The organism is Chitinophaga varians (genome assembly GCF_012641275.1).
GTDB lineage: Bacteria > Bacteroidota > Bacteroidia > Chitinophagales > Chitinophagaceae > Chitinophaga > Chitinophaga varians_A.
The window spans coordinates 1,808,408-1,824,824 of the sequence record NZ_JABAIA010000002.1; the positions used below are offsets into that span (position 1 = coordinate 1,808,408).

Consider the following 16,417-nt stretch of genomic DNA (forward strand, 5'->3'; position numbering starts at 1 on the left):
GCAATTTTGGTCCCCGGGGCATTAACCCCCGGGCTGAAAATGTTTTGGCGGAAGAAGAGTGGCGTTTGTTCTGGCTTTACTATTTAGTTGTTGAACGTTGGTTTAATTGTACGTAATTATTGATTTTGGTTTGTTAGTTATTAATTAATGTTGCAGTTTAAACCCTGAACTAATCGTAGCCCAGGGCTTCAGCCCTGGGACCCCGGCGAAACGAAAACAACGTTCCCGCTTATACGAAAACGCACCATCTTCGTCATCTCGAGTGCTTTCAGCAGCTGGCCGATTTCCTCATTCCTGGATACAATTCCGGAAAGGGTGATATCATCCATATCGCCTTCATATCTGATTTCCACATTATACCAGCGGGCCACTTCCCGCATGATGCTGCGAATATTGGTGTCCCGGAAGTAAAACTCACCGTTTTTCCAGCTGAGGGTTTCATCCAGGTTGGGTTTGCTGATGAGGAAAGTCCCACCGGAAGGAGCGATGGTGGCCTGTTCGCCAGGGTGTAACAGCTGTTTGTCCACCCCGTTAATAACGTTGACGGCGCCTTGCACGAGGGTGGTCCTGATGGCGTTTTCATCCGCGTAGGCCATTACGTTGAAGGCGGTGCCGAGCACTTGTATATCCAGTTTGTTGACAGTAACGGTAAATGGTTTGTGTTCATCTTTGGCGATGTCGAAATAGGCTTCGCCTGTTACCTCCACGTGCCGGTTGTTGGCTGCGAACGCAGCGGGATAGCGGATGGACGAGGCGGCGTTGAGCCATACCCGTGAGCCGTCGGGCAGGGTGAGCTGGTACATGCAGCCATGCGGTGTTTGCATGGTATTGTATAGGATGTTGTTATTATCCTTGCCTTCGGTCAACTGGTAGGCTACCTGTCCGTTGGCGAGTTTAACGATGCGGGCGTTGCCTTGTTGGGCGATGGTGCCGTTGGCGATGCTGTCGAGTGCTACGCGGGAGCCGTCGCCGAGTATCAGCACGGGTTGCGCGGTGCCGGGCCTGACAGGTTTGCCGGCTGCCAGGGCAGTGGCGTTGTGTCTGTGCCGGGAGGCGAATTTCCAGGTGCCGGCCATCAGAAGGCCGAAGATGGCTGCTGCGGCCGCGTATTTGAACCAGGGCCGGAAAACGGGTGGTTTGCGTGTTGGCGGCAGCATCGATAATTGTACTTCCTGTTGTTGTGCTTTCAGCAGAATTTCATCCGCCATTTCCGCCGGGTCGTAGTCGGCGGCCTCCGCATAGGCAGGGTTACTGAATGCTTCCTCCAGCAGGCGGGAAAGCAGGGCCTTGTTGTCCCGTTCCATGGCCATCTGGCGGAAACGGTGTATCTCGGACGCATTGAGCGTGCCGTTCATATAACCCCTGAACAGTGCTTCAAATGATGTGTCAGACATGCGGATGCTGGTTTAAGGTCATCTGTTTTCCCTCTTATGATAAAGGACGGAAAACAGGAACAGGGTAAGACAGTAAAATGAAAAAATATTTTAAGGGAATGCGATCAGGAGGGCCAATAACGTGAAAATCCCCTCCGGATGGCGCTCGAGGTATTCACGGATGCTGCGCAGGGCCCTGACAATATAGGTTTGGGAGCTGACCACCGAGATATTCAGCTGCCGGGCTATCTGCGGGTGACTGAGCCCCTGGAAGCGGTGAAGGATAAATACCTCTTTCACTTTAGCAGGCAGGTGTTCGATCGCTTTGCTGAGGGTGCTCTCCAGTTCCCGGTATTCCAGGCGGGCCTGTGCGTCGGGAAGCGGGTCGGCCTGCAAGTGGCCTGTCAGCGTGTCGAGGTTGTCAGTACGCAGTACTTTCCTGGAGAGAAAGTCCATGATCAGGTTGCGGGCGCACACATAAATAAAGGTGCCGGCATTGTCTACCTCGGAAAGTTTCTGACGGTTGTTCCACAGTTTCAGGAAGATATCCTGTGAGAGGTCTTTGGCTTGTTCCGGTGAGCGGGTGAGGCGTAATGCGGTCCCATACACCTGCGGCCAGTATTGCTGTACCAGCTGCCGGAAGCTGCGTTCATCGCCGCTGGCAACGGCGAGCAACCATTGTTTTTCATTATCGTGGTCCAAAAGTGGTCTTGTTGATATAACAGGAGTGTGGTATGAAAATAATACAATCAGCCGGTATTTGCAAAATGATGTTGTTCTCCTGGTTTTTCTTTTTTGGGGAGATATGTATCTTGCCCTTATGTTAACATTAGACGACAGGGCCTGGCAATTCCTGAGCGGCCCGTACGGCATCGATGAAAATCTGCCGGAAGCCATTGCTGAATTAAAGGCCGGCTATTCCAAAGCACTGCTGGATGATATTATCTGGGAACGAATTTATCATCAGAACACCCTGTACGAAAATACTTTCGCGGCAATTCCCCACCTGCTGGAGCTGGCGGCCAATGGTACCGATGCGGAGGCGCAGGCCGATATCCTCTGCAGCCTGGCGGTGCTGATCGCGGAAGATGCCAATGAGCCCACGCCGGGCACTATTCCGGCGGAATATGCTGACAACGCCGACCTGGCGCCGGAGCAGGTGCGCGGCATATATAATGATTACCTGAAGGCACTGGCGCAACTGCCTGCGTTATGCGCAGCGCTGCTACCAACCGTGCGCCTGCAGGCGGAAGACGGGAAAAGTTATTTCCTGGCAGCTATGGCCGTAGCATACGGTCAACGCGCTTTTGCCCGCGTTTTTATCCGTTACTACGAAGGGGAGGAGTATATCGCGCACTGTGAATGCTGCGGTGCAGATATTTTCGTGTGGCCGAAAGAAGACCGGCTGGTTTGTTTCCGGGAAGACCCCGTGTTTAAAAAGGAGCAGGAGGAAACGCCGGTAACGCCTCACCCGGACCAGGCGCCGGCCTGGGACGGTATCACCATTACGGAGGCCAACAGCTACGCCTGGGGGTATCATTTCCTTTCGCAGCTGAACATGCCGGCGCTGAAAACCCGCTGGCCCTTCCTGTTCGGTACGGCCCGCTGCCCCGGCTGCGGTGAACAACTGGACATATTTGAAAGCATCCTCGCAGGGATGTGATCATCCGGTAATATTCAAGACTGGTCATCGGTCCCGATTGAAAAAGCTGGAGCGGGGAGAAGAAGTGTAAGGATTACCCGAAGGGGATGACGAATACGAGTATCTTCCTGTAAATACGCCCGCTTTTCACCGCTAGATATATATGATTATATTTCATGCGTTTTTCCGGATTTTGCTGTTATCACGAAACCTTTGCTGATAGCGTCTTTGAGATATGTGGTAGTATGCGATTTTTTTGTATCTTCGGGGAAGGTAAATGCGATCTTTAAAAAAACTGAACGGAGGAAACCATTTACCGGCAAATGAAAAATTATGAATAAGTCATCAGAAAACTCCGGTAAAAAGGAAAATCTCAGTAAAAAAGAAATCGAAAAAAGAAAACTGCAAAAACAGAGGGAAAAACAGGAGAAAAAAGAGGAACGACAGGCAAACAGCAAAAAAGGCAAAAGTCTGGAAGACATGATGGCCTACATCGATGAGGATGGGAACATTACCTCTACTCCTCCGGACCCCAGCAAAAAGAAAGAAGTCAACCTGGAGGACATTCAGATCGGTGTGGCGCGGCAACAGGAAGGAGAACCTGTTAGCCAGATCCGTACAGGCATAGTCACTTTCTTCAACGAATCCAAAGGCTACGGCTTTATTAAAGACCAGCGGACACAGGAAAGCATCTTCGTTCACATCAACGGATTGCTGGACCGGGTACGGGAGAATTCCAAAGTCACTTTTGAAGTGGAAATGGGACACAAAGGCCCCAACGCGGTACGGGTGAAACTGGCAAAATAACGCTGTATAATGATATGCAAAAGCTGCTGGCTGCCGGCGGAGGGTCATCCCCCGCCGGACGCTGGCAGCTTTTTTATTGCGGACTGTCGCGGTGTATTATCATCATCAGGTACAGCAACGCTGCCAGTATGAGGACGAAGGCCAGTCCTGCCAAAGAGAGGCAGACCAGCACCAATAAGAGTGTATTCATGAGCGTGAGTTTGTTTTCCAGCGCCGGTGGGTCCACAGCCAGTAAGCGGGCGACTGGCAGATGTCCTTTTCCAGGCGTGCGTTAAAAATCCTGGTGATCTCAAAAGGAGCCATGGTGGAGGGCTGATCGGTAATTAAAGAAAATGTGATCTCCCACCGGTACCCCCGCAGCCTGCGGATAACGGCATACACAACGGCAGCGTCCACCGCTTTGGCCAGCCGCTCCGTACCGGTGATCACCCGGGTAGGCTGATGGAGGAAATCCACCACATGATGGCTGTTGGGCGCCGACTGGTCTGCAATAAAGATATAAGCCCCGGGAACGCTGTGTTGCAGCAAATGACGGGGCGCCTCGTCCATCGCCAACATCCGCAATCCGAAGCGGGAACGTGTCCGCTTCATCAGCCGATTGAAAAACCGGTTGTTCAGCGGTTTAAACACGGCATATACCGGACAGCGTAACAACAGCGGTAACAATGACATACATTCCCAATTACCATAATGACCAAGCATAATAATCACCGGCCGGCCCTGTGCATGGTACTCCCCGATCAACCCGGAATTATGCAGCACCAGCCGCTCCCGGATACGTCGCCCCGATACCATCATCAGTACCGGCATCTCCGCGAAAAGCCGGCTGAAATGCCGGTAAAAATCAACGGCTATCCGCCTGATCTCGCCATACGATTTCTCGGGAAAAGAACGCGACAGATTCTGTATGACCTCCGTGTAGCGATAACGCATCACCCGGTATAATAAAAAGAAAATGAACCACGCTAACCCGTCAGGAGAGGCCCTGTATTTCATATTCATTGGTTAAAAAAAAGTTAAAGCATAGCGGCGGCGCAGGGTAACTGCCCGCTGAAGTGTCGGTACCACAACCGATGCCCAATACAAAAGGACAACAATTACACAGCAAGGTGTTGCGGCAAACGGATAGACTTTTACGCTAAACGGATTTTTTTATGGCGAATACTTTCAGAAACAACTCCGGAGATGTACTATATGTAGAGCAAAACAACATGCGCCTGCAGGAAGTGATGCAGACAACAGAAAGACAGCTGCGGCTGCCTTTCTGGGACATCGATCTGCAACAACACTACTGCGATGGCGTACATGTGGCACATTGTAATATTAATGTGCGGGAAGACCTCTACGTAACCAGCGCGCCGGACGAGCCTATCCCGGGAATGGTGTTCGTGCAGCAGGGAAAAATCACTGCCACCGGCCATAACAGCCGTGTCACGCATAGCTTCGGCGAGGGACAGCATAACTTCTTCCGGAATCCGTACAATCCGCAATCCAGCGTTTTCTATCAACAACAAAACCTGCAGCTGCTGCTGATCGGCTTCGCACCGGAACGTTTCCTGCAACTGGCGGAACACGCCGGTCCCGTACTGTACCAGGTGGCAGATAATATGGTGGCCGGGAAAGAATGGGAACACAAAGAAAACATGCCCGTTACTCGGCAAATGCAAATCGTTATAAACGATATTAATACCTGCCGGTTCCAGGGCAAGATGAAAGACCTTTACCTGCAAACCAAAGCGCTGGAACTGCTGTTGCTCCGTTGTGAACAACAGGAACAGCGGCAACAGACGGCAAAGACGAATATAAAACTATCTGAAACGGATATACGAAAAATACACGCGGCGCGGGAATGCCTGCTGGCCAATGTACATCAGCCACCGTCACTGGGCCAACTGGCGCGGCAAACAGGGCTCAATGAATTTAAGCTGAAAGCAGGGTTCAGGAAAGTATTTAACAACAGTGTATTCGGTTATCTGAGAGAATACCGGCTGGACCTGGCATGGCAGCTGCTGAAGAAAAAGGAGTTGTCAGTAACGGCAGTGGCCTATGAAGCAGGATATACCACTGTACAGCATTTTAGTAAGGAGTTCAGCAAACATTTCGGGGTAAGTCCGTCACGGATCGACTAGGGTTTTAGTACGGCATAGTATTGACCGTTCTGTTCTTTCCATTGGAAATAGCGGTCAAAAAAAGATTTGCGCTCAGTGGCGGTCATCCGGTCGTTGAGCTTTTCGCGCAGCAGCTGTTGCAGCGAAGCTGGTATCCGTTCACTGGTAATACTGTTGTCCGAAAGTGAAACGGTATTGATCAGGCAGGTGTCTTTACCGAAGAACCCACTGACGGCCGCAATGGCACGCTGGTCGGGCGATACATCGTATGCTACGGAAGATACCGGCATGCGGTAGGGTTGTTGTTTGTCTGCCGACAGATCGAAAATAATGTTTTGAAAATAACCTTCTTCAGGAGTGAATTCCTTTTCATGCACCAGGTAACGGTCACGCAATAGTTGATAAGGAATTTGATTGCCGTTGTTATAGAGAAACCAGTAATGCGGCTTGCCCTGTTGTTCTTCTATCAGGTATACCGGAAAGTTGAATGTCTGTGCAATGTGTACCAGCAGTTTTCCGGGCAGGCTGTCCAGCGGCTGTACGCCAATGTAGTAGCCGGATTCATTGGACCGGTTAGTGACGTCTGCCGGCGAAATATTATGTCCTTTGTAACGGATGCGATAATTGTAGGCGGTGTTTTTACTTCCTGTATTCAGGTTGTTATACCGCTGTTTGCTGGTGATGACTGTAAAAGGCCCGTAGTCTTTTTGTTCACTGCAGGCTCCCAACATCAGTATACATAAGCAGGTGATGATATGGTTAGAAATTTTTTTCATTACAGGAAGATAACTTTATTTATCTGTTTTTGACCGGTTGTGATTTTTTTAACATTTCTGAAAGGTTACCTTTTTCCGGTTGTTGGTATAAACGGAAAAATGCCCCTTATGCGTATACCAGTCCGTTATTTAGTTATTCCCGCTATTGTGCTTGCCGCCTGTGGCAAAAGCGCACCTTACCCTGATAATGCTGCTTCCACGACAGAAAAAAGCGCCGATCAATATACCGCGTCGGCAGATTCCACTGACTTTTCCGGTGACATGTCGTCTTTAACTGCTGCGTCCCGCAAACGCGTGCGCACGGCGGATGTACGCTGCCGGGTAACAGACGTGTTCCATGCTTCCACGCGTATGGAACAGGTAGTGTCTTCGGTACAGGGCATTGTAGTGGAAAGCACTATGAAGAACCAGTATGCAGGACAGTATGACCTTCCTTACACGGCGGATTCACTGAAAAGAATGCAGCTGTACACGCCTACGGCCAATCTTACCTTACGCGTGCCGGTGGCCAGCCTGGATTCCGTGGTGAGCATCCTCACTTCTATGGCGGTGCTGATTGATTATCGTACAAAAACAGACCAGGACTATACGCTGGCTTATCTGGCCAACGCATTGAAAAATAAAAAAGCAGGCCAGCATGCGGCAAAGGTGGTGACCGATAAAAACACCACTACACTGGATGTGGCGAAATATGAAGACCAGCAGGAAGAAACAAAAGTAGACAGAAGCATCTCCAACCTGAAAATACTGGACGATGTGGCCTATGCCACCTTTACGGTGGAACTGTTCCAGTCACAGGCTGCCAGCATGGAAACGATCATCAACCCCCGTTATGTTTCCCGCGCCGGCTTTGGTACGGAAGTACGTACGGCCGTAGTGGACGGCGCCAACCTGCTGCGCGACCTGCTCCTGTTTTTTATCCAGGTATGGCCGCTGCTGATCATGGCCGTATTGGGCTGGTGGGGATACCGCCGTTATCGCCGGATGTCGGTAAAATAGGATACCGGACTATTTAGCCATTTTATTATTTTTTTATTGTGGCGATAAAATCATGGAGCGCCTGATTGTTGGCCAGCCGTATATTAATTCTCCGGATAGTTGTATCTGACATAAACCAGTTCATGGTATAGGAAGGTTCTCCTTTGGGGAACCTTTTTCTTAATGGGTCCTGTTGCCATTCCAGGCTGTCTTTATACAACGGTATCTGTATGTAGGACGCTTTCTTGTAATAGTAATCGTTGATATCGCTGACATAGTGGGAAAGTCGTTTATCGTTGACCGTAGTTTGCATGCCGTATGCGCCGGCGATGGTCAGCACGGGCGCAAACAGGTCGTTCTTCACCGGTGCCACGGAACGGAAATGTTCTTCTCCGGGGATCACAGGGCTGTTGGTGATATGCAGCACCTTAAAATGAAGGCGGCTGATCTGTTGGTACAGCTGGCTGCTGTCGCCATGCAGGTGCCTGTCGTCCTCCCCGATATTGATAATGCCCCGGATGATCTCCTGGATAACGCCGGCGCCGGAATTATCGAAATAACCACCATCCACAAAATACTGGTTCTGTATCCTGCCGGCGGGGCTCAGGTAGGGGAACCGTGCGCCCAGTATGGCGCCGGAGGTAATAGTGATATCAGAATCGTTGCGCAGGAGACTGAGTACATCTACGCGGTTGTTGAAGATGCCGGCATCCAGTTGCAGGTTGGTGACCACTCCGGGATTGCCGTCCTGCATACGCGTGGTGTTGATGCATAACACCGGCAGGAACACGGTGTCTTCCCGCATGGCGGGGAAGGAGGACAGTGCGGCATCGAAGGGTACGCGGTAGAGTGAATCACCGGCCACGTCGGCACTGCGCTCGAAAGATTCTTCCAGTGCAGCGGCCCTGTCGCCTGCCCGTGAGGTACGGATGATATAACGGAAAAAATCCGGCCCCAGCATGCGGGTGAACGTATAACTGAAGTAGTCCTGTTTCAGGTATGTCATGGCAGATTTGGCGTACAGTGGCTGTTCATGTGCCCTGTCTCTCAGCAGGGAAAAGAAGGTGGCCACGCCCACGCCGCCGCCGGAGGTGCCTGACAGGCAGAACACATGGCGGGAGAAGCGGTCCTGTGCATGTTCGCGGATGCTGGCGTCTTCGATCTCGCCAAGTACTGCCGCGGTCCAGTAGGCAGAACGGGAGGCGCCGCCATTGGCCATCACAAAATATACATCGTAGCTGCTGTCGGCCATAACGGGGCGGGTACGCAGCCAGGCCCGCAGGTACGTGTCCAGCGATGGCCTGGATTCATAGTGGTTACCGTTTTTGGCGGTGGTCAGCTTCACGTAATGCGTTTCTTTCAACCCGAAAATAAGGGCGGTGATCACAAAAAGAAAATGGAAGCTGATACGGTAGCGGACAGACAAGGCGGTGACAATGTTGCCAAATAACAACAACATGCCGAATGCGAGCAACAGAAAGGGGAATGGCCCCAGCCGCCGCGCAAAGCCCAGACTGTAAATAGCGGCCACATAAGTGACGAGCGCCGCACAGCCAATGAAAATAAACCAGCGGAAGAAACTTTTTTCCGTGCGCGGAATAAAAAAGTAGCGCATTATGGTGTCCAGCGGCGTATGGGTAAGCAACAGGCTTTTCCTGGCGGAAATGTCCAGTTCCACCCGCCGCAGGTGGGTGTACAACAGGAAGAGGGCGTGCAGCAGCACCAGCAACGCCAGCAACAGCAGGATGCTGATACGTGGTATAAAGCTGGTGGCCACCGTGGCGGCCAGCCACGATATCAGCAGCACCATGAACACTTTCCGGAAAGCAGGCTGCATCGACAGCCGGTTAAGGGGCCGGTTGAGAAAATACAGCAGTGTAAGTACCGTAGCGAAAATAATCCAGCAAACGGTGCTGCTGAGCGGGTGATACAATACGGGTGATTGCAGCATGGCCAGTTCCAGCAACAGGAAGCAGCCGTGGCCCAATACCCTCGGGGATTCATCCAGGAAAAACTGGCTGATGGGAAAATGTTCATTGTGATCGTTGTAAGCCTTGGTGGCTGCCGCATCGGTGATCATGGCTTCGTCCTTCACATCGGCAATCAGGCGGGTGCGTTTGATATAAGCGATGATCCGGGAGGAATACCAGGTCACATAAACCCAGAAACCAATGGCCAGGAAAAACAGGATGCGTTCACGGTAGTGGTTTTCGGTATAGGCAACAATCACGTCTTTGCCCTGGTCCAGCGACCAGCAGATGAAGAAGATCAGCAGGAGGAAGATAATCCCGGGAAAGAACAGCCAGATGGCTTTGAGCAGATGCGCGGCCAGCCGGAGCAGGTTTTTCAGTAGTAGTAACATAACGGCTTCAAATTTGGGATATGCTACTGCTAAGATAAAAAATCCCGCTGCTAAAGTATTGGCGTCAAAAGGATTAATATCGCAGATAGTGCCTATGCCTGTGCGTCGCGCATCTTCTTTATTTTATCGTGTTCCGTTTTCAGGACGGAGCGTTGCTGTGTCAACAGTTCACGCAGATAAGCCGGCAGGTGCTCTTCCTGTAAGGCCTGTGTATAGGCACGCATGGCCGCATCTTCCTCTGTTTCACAATCGGAAAGGATGGCATGACGGTCATGGCCGCCAAATACGCTTTTCAGCTCCATCCAGGCGCGGTATAGCTTTCCGCCGGTGGTGGTGCCTGTTTCCATCTCTCCGCCAAGCCCCTGCACCTCTTTGCCCAGGGTGTTGCGCATCGTGCGGCTTTCGTCGATCATATGCGTGAAAAGCGCCCGGAGGTCGGCATCTTTGCCTTTATTGTCCTTCAGCGCTTTTTCATAACCGGAAATACGGTCATTGTTAATGCCGATGAGATCGTTGAGCGTCTCTACAGTGGCTGTGTTTGTGTTCATAGCTGACAGGTTTTACGGAAACATCCGCTATAAGTATGCCAGTGGATTTGTGTATCTTTAACGCTATTCTGCCAAAAAATGAAGTACTGTTCACATCTGTTGTTGTTATGCGGCTATATGCTGCTCTGTTGCCCCATCTATGCCGGAGGCCTGTCTGCCTGGAATGAACCCACGCCGGGAGGAAATAAAATGGAATATGACGGCACCGCGCCTGCCATGGCTTTTTTCTACAAGGAAAATTGTGATTCCCTCCATTCCGTGGCCCTGAAAAACTGGTATTTCTATAAAAACCATATTATCGGGGAAGACGGCCACAGTTTTTTTGTGATCAGCGAACAACGTTGCGAGGTACAGCGGTTCAGTAATGAAGCGGCTTTTAAGGCGTACCTTTCCGCGCATCATCTCCGGCCATGGCTATGGAAACGGACTTATCACCCCCTGCATATCTGGGATTATTTTGATGAACTGCTGTTCATGTCATTTTTCTTCAGCCCGGTGCTGCTGATATGGCTGATCGTTGTCGTGGTGATCGTAGTGGGACTGCTGCGCGGTAAAAAGCGGGCATACTGGAAATACGCTTTTCTGGCGGTGGTGCCGCTGGTGTACTTTATTGCGGCGTTGCTGCAACAGTTTCCACAAAGTTGGTAGCGTGTATCTGAAATACGGCTGTTTCCACATGGCGGGAAGCTACAATGATCTGCGTGCCGTTGGCGTGCTGGTCAAACATTTCCTTTACCAGGACAGGGTTGTTGTTGTCCTGTGACAGGTGGGAGAGCAGCAGGTGCGTCATGAACGAGGGACGGTGCTGCGTGAATATTTCCAGCGCCTGGCGGTTGGACAGGTGCCCGTGCCCGCCACGGATACGGTTTTTGAGGTAATAGGGGTATCTGCCCTGTTCCAGCATCTGTTCATCGTAATTGGCTTCCAGGAAGGCCGCGTGACATTGCCGGAAGTGATTCAGCACATGGTCACAGGGAGCGCCGATATCTGTAAATATCCCGATGTTGACCTGGTTGCCGGACACCATGAAGCTGTGTGGCTCCACGGCATCGTGGTATTTGGGGAAAGCGGTGACGGTAAGACCGCCTATCTGTACCGGCTGATACGCCGCAAATGACATCACTCTTTGCAGTGCCAGGTTACCGCCGGCCAGCGTGCTTTGGGTGATGTACACCGGGAGCTGGTGCTTTTTCGCCAGCACGGTTACCCCTTTGATGTGGTCCGTATGTTCGTGGGAGATAAAGATGGCTTTCACTTTCGTCATCGACAACCCGAGGCGCGTCATCCGCTTCTCTGTTTCCCGGCAGGAAATACCTGCGTCTATCAATACTGCTTCCTGCCCGTTACCTATGTAGTAACAGTTTCCGTTGCTCCCCGAATTCAATGACGTGATAAAAAGTGACATGCCGCCAAAGATAGAATTATTTGGGCATTTGGATATCTGGATATCGGGTTATTTCAAACGCGCTAAAATTCCCCGGCTCCCCGAAATCCCAAAATTCATAAATCCCGAAATCCATAAATTTATTTTACATTTGCAACAATGTTGCATAATTTAACCTGGGACCCTTCGCCGGAGATATTCCGGATCGGTGGCTTTGCGCTTCGTTATTACAGTGTGGCCTTCATGGCGGCTTTTGTGCTCAGCTATGTGGTGATGCGTAACATCTTCCGCCGGGAGGGAAAAGACATCGCATTACTGGACCGGCTGCTGGTATACGTGGTAGTGGGCACGATCATCGGCGCGCGGCTGGGACATTGCCTGTTCTATGAATGGGATTATTTCCGGCATCATCCGGCGGAAATCGTATTGCCGTTCCGGTGGGAGAAGGGACGTTTTTTATGGACGGGTTATCAGGGACTGGCCAGCCATGGCGGGGCTGTGGGCATACTCGGCGCAGTAGCGTTGTTTGCCCGCCGGTACAGGATATCGCTGATATGGCTGCTGGACAGGCTGTCCATTGTGGTGCCACTGGCCGGCGCCTTTGTACGGATAGGTAATTTTTTTAATGGGGAAATCATCGGTAAACCATCCGGCCTGCCATGGGCGGTGGTGTTTGCACGGGAAGACAGTCAGCCCCGGCACCCGGCGCAGCTGTATGAGGCGCTCTGTTACGCGGTTATCTTCGGCCTTTTCATCTTCCTGTATAAAAAAAGTAAATTGGCGCAAAAACCGGGATGTTTCTTCGGGCTCTTCCTGGTACTGGTATTTGGCGCGCGTTTCATCATAGAATTCCTGAAGGAAAATCAGGAACCGTTCGAAAGCGGATACCTGCTCAATATGGGACAGCTGCTGAGTTTACCGCTGATAGCGGCCGGTATTTATTTTCTGAGATATTATCGAGATAGACATGCAAAGAGACAGAATTAAAGTATACCTGTTGACCGGTTTCCTCGGCGCGGGCAAAACCACGCTGCTCAACAGCCTGTTGCAGCAGAGCCGCGACCATCGCAACATCGTCATTGAAAACGAATTTGGCAAAGTGAATATCGACGCGTCACTGGTGGCGGCGCAAATAGAAAATATATACGAACTGACGGCAGGCTGTATCTGTTGCTCGCTCGACAATGAACTGCTGGAGGTGCTGGGCAATATCCTGCGGCTGGAAGAGCGGCCGGACCAGATTTTCATTGAAACAACAGGTATCGCGGACGCCGGTAATATTATCGGTATGTTCACCCTCCCCGACGTGAAAGCCCGTTTTCAGCTGGTGTCCACCATCTGCGTGGCCGATGCGGAAAACGTGGAGAGCCGCCTGGAAGAAGTTGCCGAAGTAGGCAAACAACTGTCCTGCGCCGATGTGATCGTGCTGAATAAAACCAAAGACCTGGCGGTGACAGAACTGGTGCGGTTACAGGCGTTGCTGGAAAACGTGAACCCGCTGGCCTATATCACCGCCACCGCAGACGGGCAGGTAGTACTGGCCGACATGCTGCCGCAGGAAGGCCGCGTGCCGGCACCGGCACTGACCCCTTCGGCCGGCATTGCCTCCTGTGACACACCAGCCGAAAAAACGCCGCACAAAATCAATAACGTACTGTTTGAGTCGCCACAGCCGTTTGATCTGCAGATGCTGGCATTTGTACTGGAACTGAATTTTAACGTATATACAGATCAGTTATACCGCATCAAAGGATATGTGGCGGTAAAGGACAGTCCGGAGAAATACCTGGTGCAGTCTACCGGCAACTATCTCACCATTGTTCCGGCTGGCCCCTGGGGCGATACGCCGCCTTCCTCCACGCTGGTGTTTATCGGGAAAGGCCTGAAAAGCGCTACCATAGACCGTATACTGCGGCCGGCGCTGAGGTGATGTGATACGTTGTATGCCAGCGCTTTTCCCTATCTTTACAGTCCACCATGACTGCATCTGAGACCATCAAACTTTCTGCGCTGACCGGCAAAATCCAGCAGGCACTCTCCAATGTATTTGGAGAAGCCACCTTTTGGGTAGTGGCGGACGTGACCAACCATGCTTTTTATGCACAGAAAGGATATCACTATTTCGACCTGGTAGAGAAAGATGCCAACTCCAGCGCGATCGTGGCCAAGGTGGCTGCGGTGGCCTGGGGCAACGGGTCTGTCCGTATCCGTGAGTTTGAATATGTGACTGGTCAGCCGTTTAAAAACGACATACATGTATTGGTGAAAGTGTCGGTCAACTACCACCAGGTACATGGCCTGCAAATCACCCTGCTCGATATCGACACCAGCTTCACCATCGGTATGCTGGAACAGCAGAAACAACAAACGCTGCTGCGCCTGCTGGCGGAGTGTTCCGACTTTATCCGCAAAGCAGGGGACCGTTACGTGACCCGCAACAATCAGTTGCCGCTTCCCGCTGTGATACAGAAACTCGCCGTTATCACCTCCGGGAATTCGGCCGGCTTCCAGGATTTCCGGCATACGCTGGAACATAACCGTTTTGCATACGCGTTTCAGGTAGACACCTATTTCACCGTCGTACAGGGCGAATCAAAAGCCGAACTGGTGCAGCAACGGTTGATTGACGTATACAATAGCGGGGTGGCCTACGATGCCGTGGTCATTATCCGCGGCGGCGGTGCGCAAACTGACTTCCTGCTGTTTGATACCTTCCTGCTGGGAAGGGCGGTGGCCAAATTCCCTATTCCCATTATCACCGGTATTGGTCACCAGAAAAACGAAACCATCACCGACATGATGGCGCATAGCCCGGTGAAAACGCCTACAAAAGCGGCAGAGCTGATCATTGCGCATAACAAGGCATTTGAAGACGGGGTGTCTGCCCTGCAACACACCATCCTGATCAGGGCGCAACAACTTTTTTCCAGTCACTACCAGGCGCTGTCCCAGCTGAATGCAACCGTGATCAATCAAACGCGTACCGTCCTGCACCGGCAGCGGGAAACGCTGCACAACTACCACAACCTGGTGTCACATGGTTCCCGGTCAGTATTGCAACATCACCAACGGGAACTGCTCACACTGTCAGGCGCCATCCTGGCAAGGCCACGGGCGGTGATTGCCGGCAAACAGAACGACCTGCTGAACATAACGGCCAATATCCGCTCGTTTAACCGGCTGTATATGCAAAACAGGCGCGGACAACTGGCCCACTACGATACACTATTCAAACTCATGAGCCCTGTTAATATACTGAAGCGCGGTTTTGCCATCGTATATGCAGGCGATAAAATTATTAACAGCGCACTTCCCGTGGAAACCGGCAGCCCCATCACCGTCAGGCTGCACGATGCTTCGCTGGAAGCCACCGTTACTGCTAAAACACCACATGATGAACCAGGAACTGACATATGAAGCCGCCTACACCGAATTACAACAGATAGCGGAAGAAATCGAAAATGAAACCGTTTCGGTGGACGTACTGGCAGAAAAAGTAAAACGCGCGTCCGTACTGATAGAGTTCTGTCAGCAGAAACTGCGGGCAACGGAAACAGAAGTCAACAATATCATCAAACAAATGGAAAACAAACCAGGGGCCTGATCCTCCGGTCTTTCATATCCCCGTTTTTTAGCAGCGGTCATCGGCAGAACGCTGTCATTTATCCCCGCGGTCCGGAAGCTCATCGCCTTTCCCCAGCCCATTGCCTTTAATTTCAGGTGCTTTGCAGTATATCATAAATATGCTGTATGAAAAGTCACTATTACAAAAACCTATGGCTGACAGGGTTATACCTGTTGACTGTCTTTACCGCTGCCGCTCAGAAAAACAACAAATACCTCAAAGGGTCCTACATCGACAGTACAGGACAAAAGATTGACGGCTTCATCTCCATGCAGGAAATGGGCCTGTTGTCCTTCGATTTCAAAAAACAGCTGGGAGACAAAAACGAGAAGATAAAAGTCTCCGGCTGCCAGGCTTTTTCATTTGAGAACCATTCTTTTTGTACGCTAAAAAATGTCACCATCAGAACACGTATCTGGCATTATCATTTTGATAAGGTATTTGCGGAACAGGTGATTGATGGGCCGCTACAGTTGTACCGTTTGTACTTTAAACCCGGCAAAGTGGGATACATGCGTTATGTGGCGCTGGCCGGCAGGTTTGCACCAGGGCCTGCATCAGCGGGAGTCGGTGTGTTTATGAACAACAAGTATGTAAACTATTTCCTCAGAAAAAGCGGTGATACCACCGGCTATTGTTTTATCGGTAAAAAACGGAAAGACTTCATCACTTCCCTAACACCCTGGCTCAAAGAAGATACCCTGCTGGTGCGCAGAATAAAGACGGGGGGCGATTACAGCTTTAATAACATTGAATCGGTAGTACGGGAGTATAACGACTACATCGTTAATAAGCAGTAATTTCATCCTCCGAA

17 protein-coding genes are annotated in these 16,417 nt (G+C 51.2%); 10 read left to right on the forward strand and 7 right to left on the reverse strand.

Going from position 1 to position 16,417, the window contains the following annotated elements; all coding sequences use genetic code 11:
• Positions 1–188: 188 nt before the first annotated feature.
• Entirely contained in the window at positions 189–1,394 is a 1,206-nt protein-coding gene (locus tag HGH92_RS22115) for a FecR family protein (RefSeq protein WP_168872919.1), read from the reverse strand.
• Between the two features lie 90 nt (positions 1,395–1,484).
• Positions 1,485–2,075 (reverse strand): RNA polymerase sigma factor, encoded by a 591-nt coding sequence (locus HGH92_RS22120; protein ID WP_168872920.1) that lies wholly within the window; start codon positions 2,073–2,075, stop codon positions 1,485–1,487.
• Between the two features lie 118 nt (positions 2,076–2,193).
• Between HGH92_RS22120 and HGH92_RS22125 the strand changes: the two genes are divergently transcribed.
• Positions 2,194–3,036, forward strand: a complete 843-nt coding sequence (locus tag HGH92_RS22125) for a hypothetical protein (RefSeq protein ID WP_168872921.1) — start codon at positions 2,194–2,196, stop codon at positions 3,034–3,036.
• A gap of 312 nt (positions 3,037–3,348) precedes the next feature.
• Positions 3,349–3,822 carry a cold-shock protein gene (locus HGH92_RS22130; protein WP_168872922.1) on the forward strand — a complete coding sequence of 158 codons (474 nt, stop codon included), beginning with the start codon at positions 3,349–3,351 and terminating at the stop codon, positions 3,820–3,822.
• 186 nt (positions 3,823–4,008) lie between these two features.
• Here the strand turns inward: HGH92_RS22130 and HGH92_RS22135 are convergent, their stop codons facing one another.
• Entirely contained in the window at positions 4,009–4,818 is an 810-nt protein-coding gene (locus tag HGH92_RS22135; RefSeq protein WP_168872923.1) for a lysophospholipid acyltransferase family protein, read from the reverse strand.
• A gap of 158 nt (positions 4,819–4,976) precedes the next feature.
• Between HGH92_RS22135 and HGH92_RS22140 the strand changes: the two genes are divergently transcribed.
• A complete protein-coding gene (locus tag HGH92_RS22140) occupies positions 4,977–5,951 on the forward strand; it encodes a helix-turn-helix transcriptional regulator (protein ID WP_168872924.1) in 975 nt (324 codons plus the stop codon).
• On the opposite strand, the gene HGH92_RS22145 is transcribed toward HGH92_RS22140, so the two are convergent.
• A complete protein-coding gene (locus HGH92_RS22145; protein WP_168872925.1) occupies positions 5,948–6,706 on the reverse strand; it encodes a hypothetical protein in 759 nt (252 codons plus the stop codon). The two genes, HGH92_RS22140 and HGH92_RS22145, sit on opposite strands and share 4 nt — an antisense overlap.
• Before the next feature lie 108 nt (positions 6,707–6,814).
• Between HGH92_RS22145 and HGH92_RS22150 the strand changes: the two genes are divergently transcribed.
• On the forward strand, positions 6,815–7,705 hold the full coding sequence (locus tag HGH92_RS22150) for a DUF4349 domain-containing protein (RefSeq protein WP_168872926.1): 891 nt from the start codon (positions 6,815–6,817) through the stop codon (positions 7,703–7,705).
• A gap of 25 nt (positions 7,706–7,730) precedes the next feature.
• On the opposite strand, the gene HGH92_RS22155 is transcribed toward HGH92_RS22150, so the two are convergent.
• Both HGH92_RS22155 and HGH92_RS22160 read right to left on the reverse strand, forming a co-directional pair.
• Complete coding sequence (locus HGH92_RS22155; protein WP_168872927.1) at positions 7,731–10,046, reverse strand: patatin-like phospholipase family protein; 2,316 nt, start codon at positions 10,044–10,046, stop codon at positions 7,731–7,733.
• A 92-nt stretch (positions 10,047–10,138) separates the two neighbouring features.
• Positions 10,139–10,594, reverse strand: a complete 456-nt coding sequence (locus HGH92_RS22160; protein WP_168872928.1) for a PA2169 family four-helix-bundle protein — start codon at positions 10,592–10,594, stop codon at positions 10,139–10,141.
• Between the two features lie 78 nt (positions 10,595–10,672).
• Here HGH92_RS22160 and HGH92_RS22165 point away from each other — a divergent pair, with 78 nt between their 5' ends.
• Positions 10,673–11,242, forward strand: a complete 570-nt coding sequence (locus HGH92_RS22165) for a hypothetical protein (protein ID WP_168872929.1) — start codon at positions 10,673–10,675, stop codon at positions 11,240–11,242.
• Here the strand turns inward: HGH92_RS22165 and HGH92_RS22170 are convergent.
• A complete protein-coding gene (locus HGH92_RS22170; protein ID WP_168872930.1) occupies positions 11,202–11,999 on the reverse strand; it encodes an MBL fold metallo-hydrolase in 798 nt (265 codons plus the stop codon). The genes HGH92_RS22165 and HGH92_RS22170 overlap by 41 nt on opposite strands.
• A 138-nt stretch (positions 12,000–12,137) precedes the next feature.
• On the opposite strand from HGH92_RS22170, the gene lgt reads away from it, so the two are divergent.
• The 5 genes from lgt (at position 12,138) to HGH92_RS22195 (ending at position 16,403) form a co-directional block, all read left to right on the forward strand.
• On the forward strand, positions 12,138–12,965 hold the full coding sequence (gene lgt, locus HGH92_RS22175; protein WP_168872931.1) for a prolipoprotein diacylglyceryl transferase: 828 nt from the start codon (positions 12,138–12,140) through the stop codon (positions 12,963–12,965).
• Positions 12,946–13,908 (forward strand): CobW family GTP-binding protein, encoded by a 963-nt coding sequence (locus HGH92_RS22180; protein ID WP_168872932.1) that lies wholly within the window; start codon positions 12,946–12,948, stop codon positions 13,906–13,908. The genes lgt and HGH92_RS22180 overlap by 20 nt, the downstream gene beginning before the upstream one ends.
• Before the next feature lie 47 nt (positions 13,909–13,955).
• Positions 13,956–15,395 carry an exodeoxyribonuclease VII large subunit gene (xseA, locus tag HGH92_RS22185; protein ID WP_168872933.1) on the forward strand — a complete coding sequence of 480 codons (1,440 nt, stop codon included), beginning with the start codon at positions 13,956–13,958 and terminating at the stop codon, positions 15,393–15,395.
• Positions 15,370–15,582: an exodeoxyribonuclease VII small subunit gene (xseB, locus tag HGH92_RS22190; protein ID WP_247654996.1), complete on the forward strand. Its 213-nt coding sequence runs from the start codon at positions 15,370–15,372 to the stop codon at positions 15,580–15,582. The genes xseA and xseB overlap by 26 nt, the downstream gene beginning before the upstream one ends.
• Before the next feature lie 146 nt (positions 15,583–15,728).
• Entirely contained in the window at positions 15,729–16,403 is a 675-nt protein-coding gene (locus tag HGH92_RS22195; RefSeq protein ID WP_168872934.1) for a hypothetical protein, read from the forward strand.
• Positions 16,404–16,417: the final 14 nt, after the last annotated feature.

Bases quoted from the DNA above. Each gene is read 5' to 3' on its own strand.
- HGH92_RS22150 (WP_168872926.1), top strand. From the start codon at position 6,815: ATGCGTATACCAGTCCGTTATTTAGTTATTCCCGCTATTGTGCTTGCC.
- HGH92_RS22135 (WP_168872923.1), bottom strand. From the start codon at position 4,818: ATGAAATACAGGGCCTCTCCTGACGGGTTAGCGTGGTTCATTTTCTTT.
- lgt (WP_168872931.1), top strand. From the start codon at position 12,138: ATGTTGCATAATTTAACCTGGGACCCTTCGCCGGAGATATTCCGGATC.
- HGH92_RS22125 (WP_168872921.1), top strand. From the start codon at position 2,194: ATGTTAACATTAGACGACAGGGCCTGGCAATTCCTGAGCGGCCCGTAC.
- HGH92_RS22195 (WP_168872934.1), top strand. From the start codon at position 15,729: ATGAAAAGTCACTATTACAAAAACCTATGGCTGACAGGGTTATACCTG.
- HGH92_RS22165 (WP_168872929.1), top strand. From the start codon at position 10,673: ATGAAGTACTGTTCACATCTGTTGTTGTTATGCGGCTATATGCTGCTC.
- HGH92_RS22140 (WP_168872924.1), top strand. From the start codon at position 4,977: ATGGCGAATACTTTCAGAAACAACTCCGGAGATGTACTATATGTAGAG.
- HGH92_RS22160 (WP_168872928.1), bottom strand. From the start codon at position 10,594: ATGAACACAAACACAGCCACTGTAGAGACGCTCAACGATCTCATCGGC.
- xseB (WP_247654996.1), top strand. From the start codon at position 15,370: ATGATGAACCAGGAACTGACATATGAAGCCGCCTACACCGAATTACAA.
- HGH92_RS22115 (WP_168872919.1), bottom strand. From the start codon at position 1,394: ATGTCTGACACATCATTTGAAGCACTGTTCAGGGGTTATATGAACGGC.
- HGH92_RS22170 (WP_168872930.1), bottom strand. From the start codon at position 11,999: ATGTCACTTTTTATCACGTCATTGAATTCGGGGAGCAACGGAAACTGT.
- HGH92_RS22130 (WP_168872922.1), top strand. From the start codon at position 3,349: ATGAATAAGTCATCAGAAAACTCCGGTAAAAAGGAAAATCTCAGTAAA.
- HGH92_RS22145 (WP_168872925.1), bottom strand. From the start codon at position 6,706: ATGAAAAAAATTTCTAACCATATCATCACCTGCTTATGTATACTGATG.
- HGH92_RS22155 (WP_168872927.1), bottom strand. From the start codon at position 10,046: ATGTTACTACTACTGAAAAACCTGCTCCGGCTGGCCGCGCATCTGCTC.
- HGH92_RS22180 (WP_168872932.1), top strand. From the start codon at position 12,946: ATGCAAAGAGACAGAATTAAAGTATACCTGTTGACCGGTTTCCTCGGC.
- xseA (WP_168872933.1), top strand. From the start codon at position 13,956: ATGACTGCATCTGAGACCATCAAACTTTCTGCGCTGACCGGCAAAATC.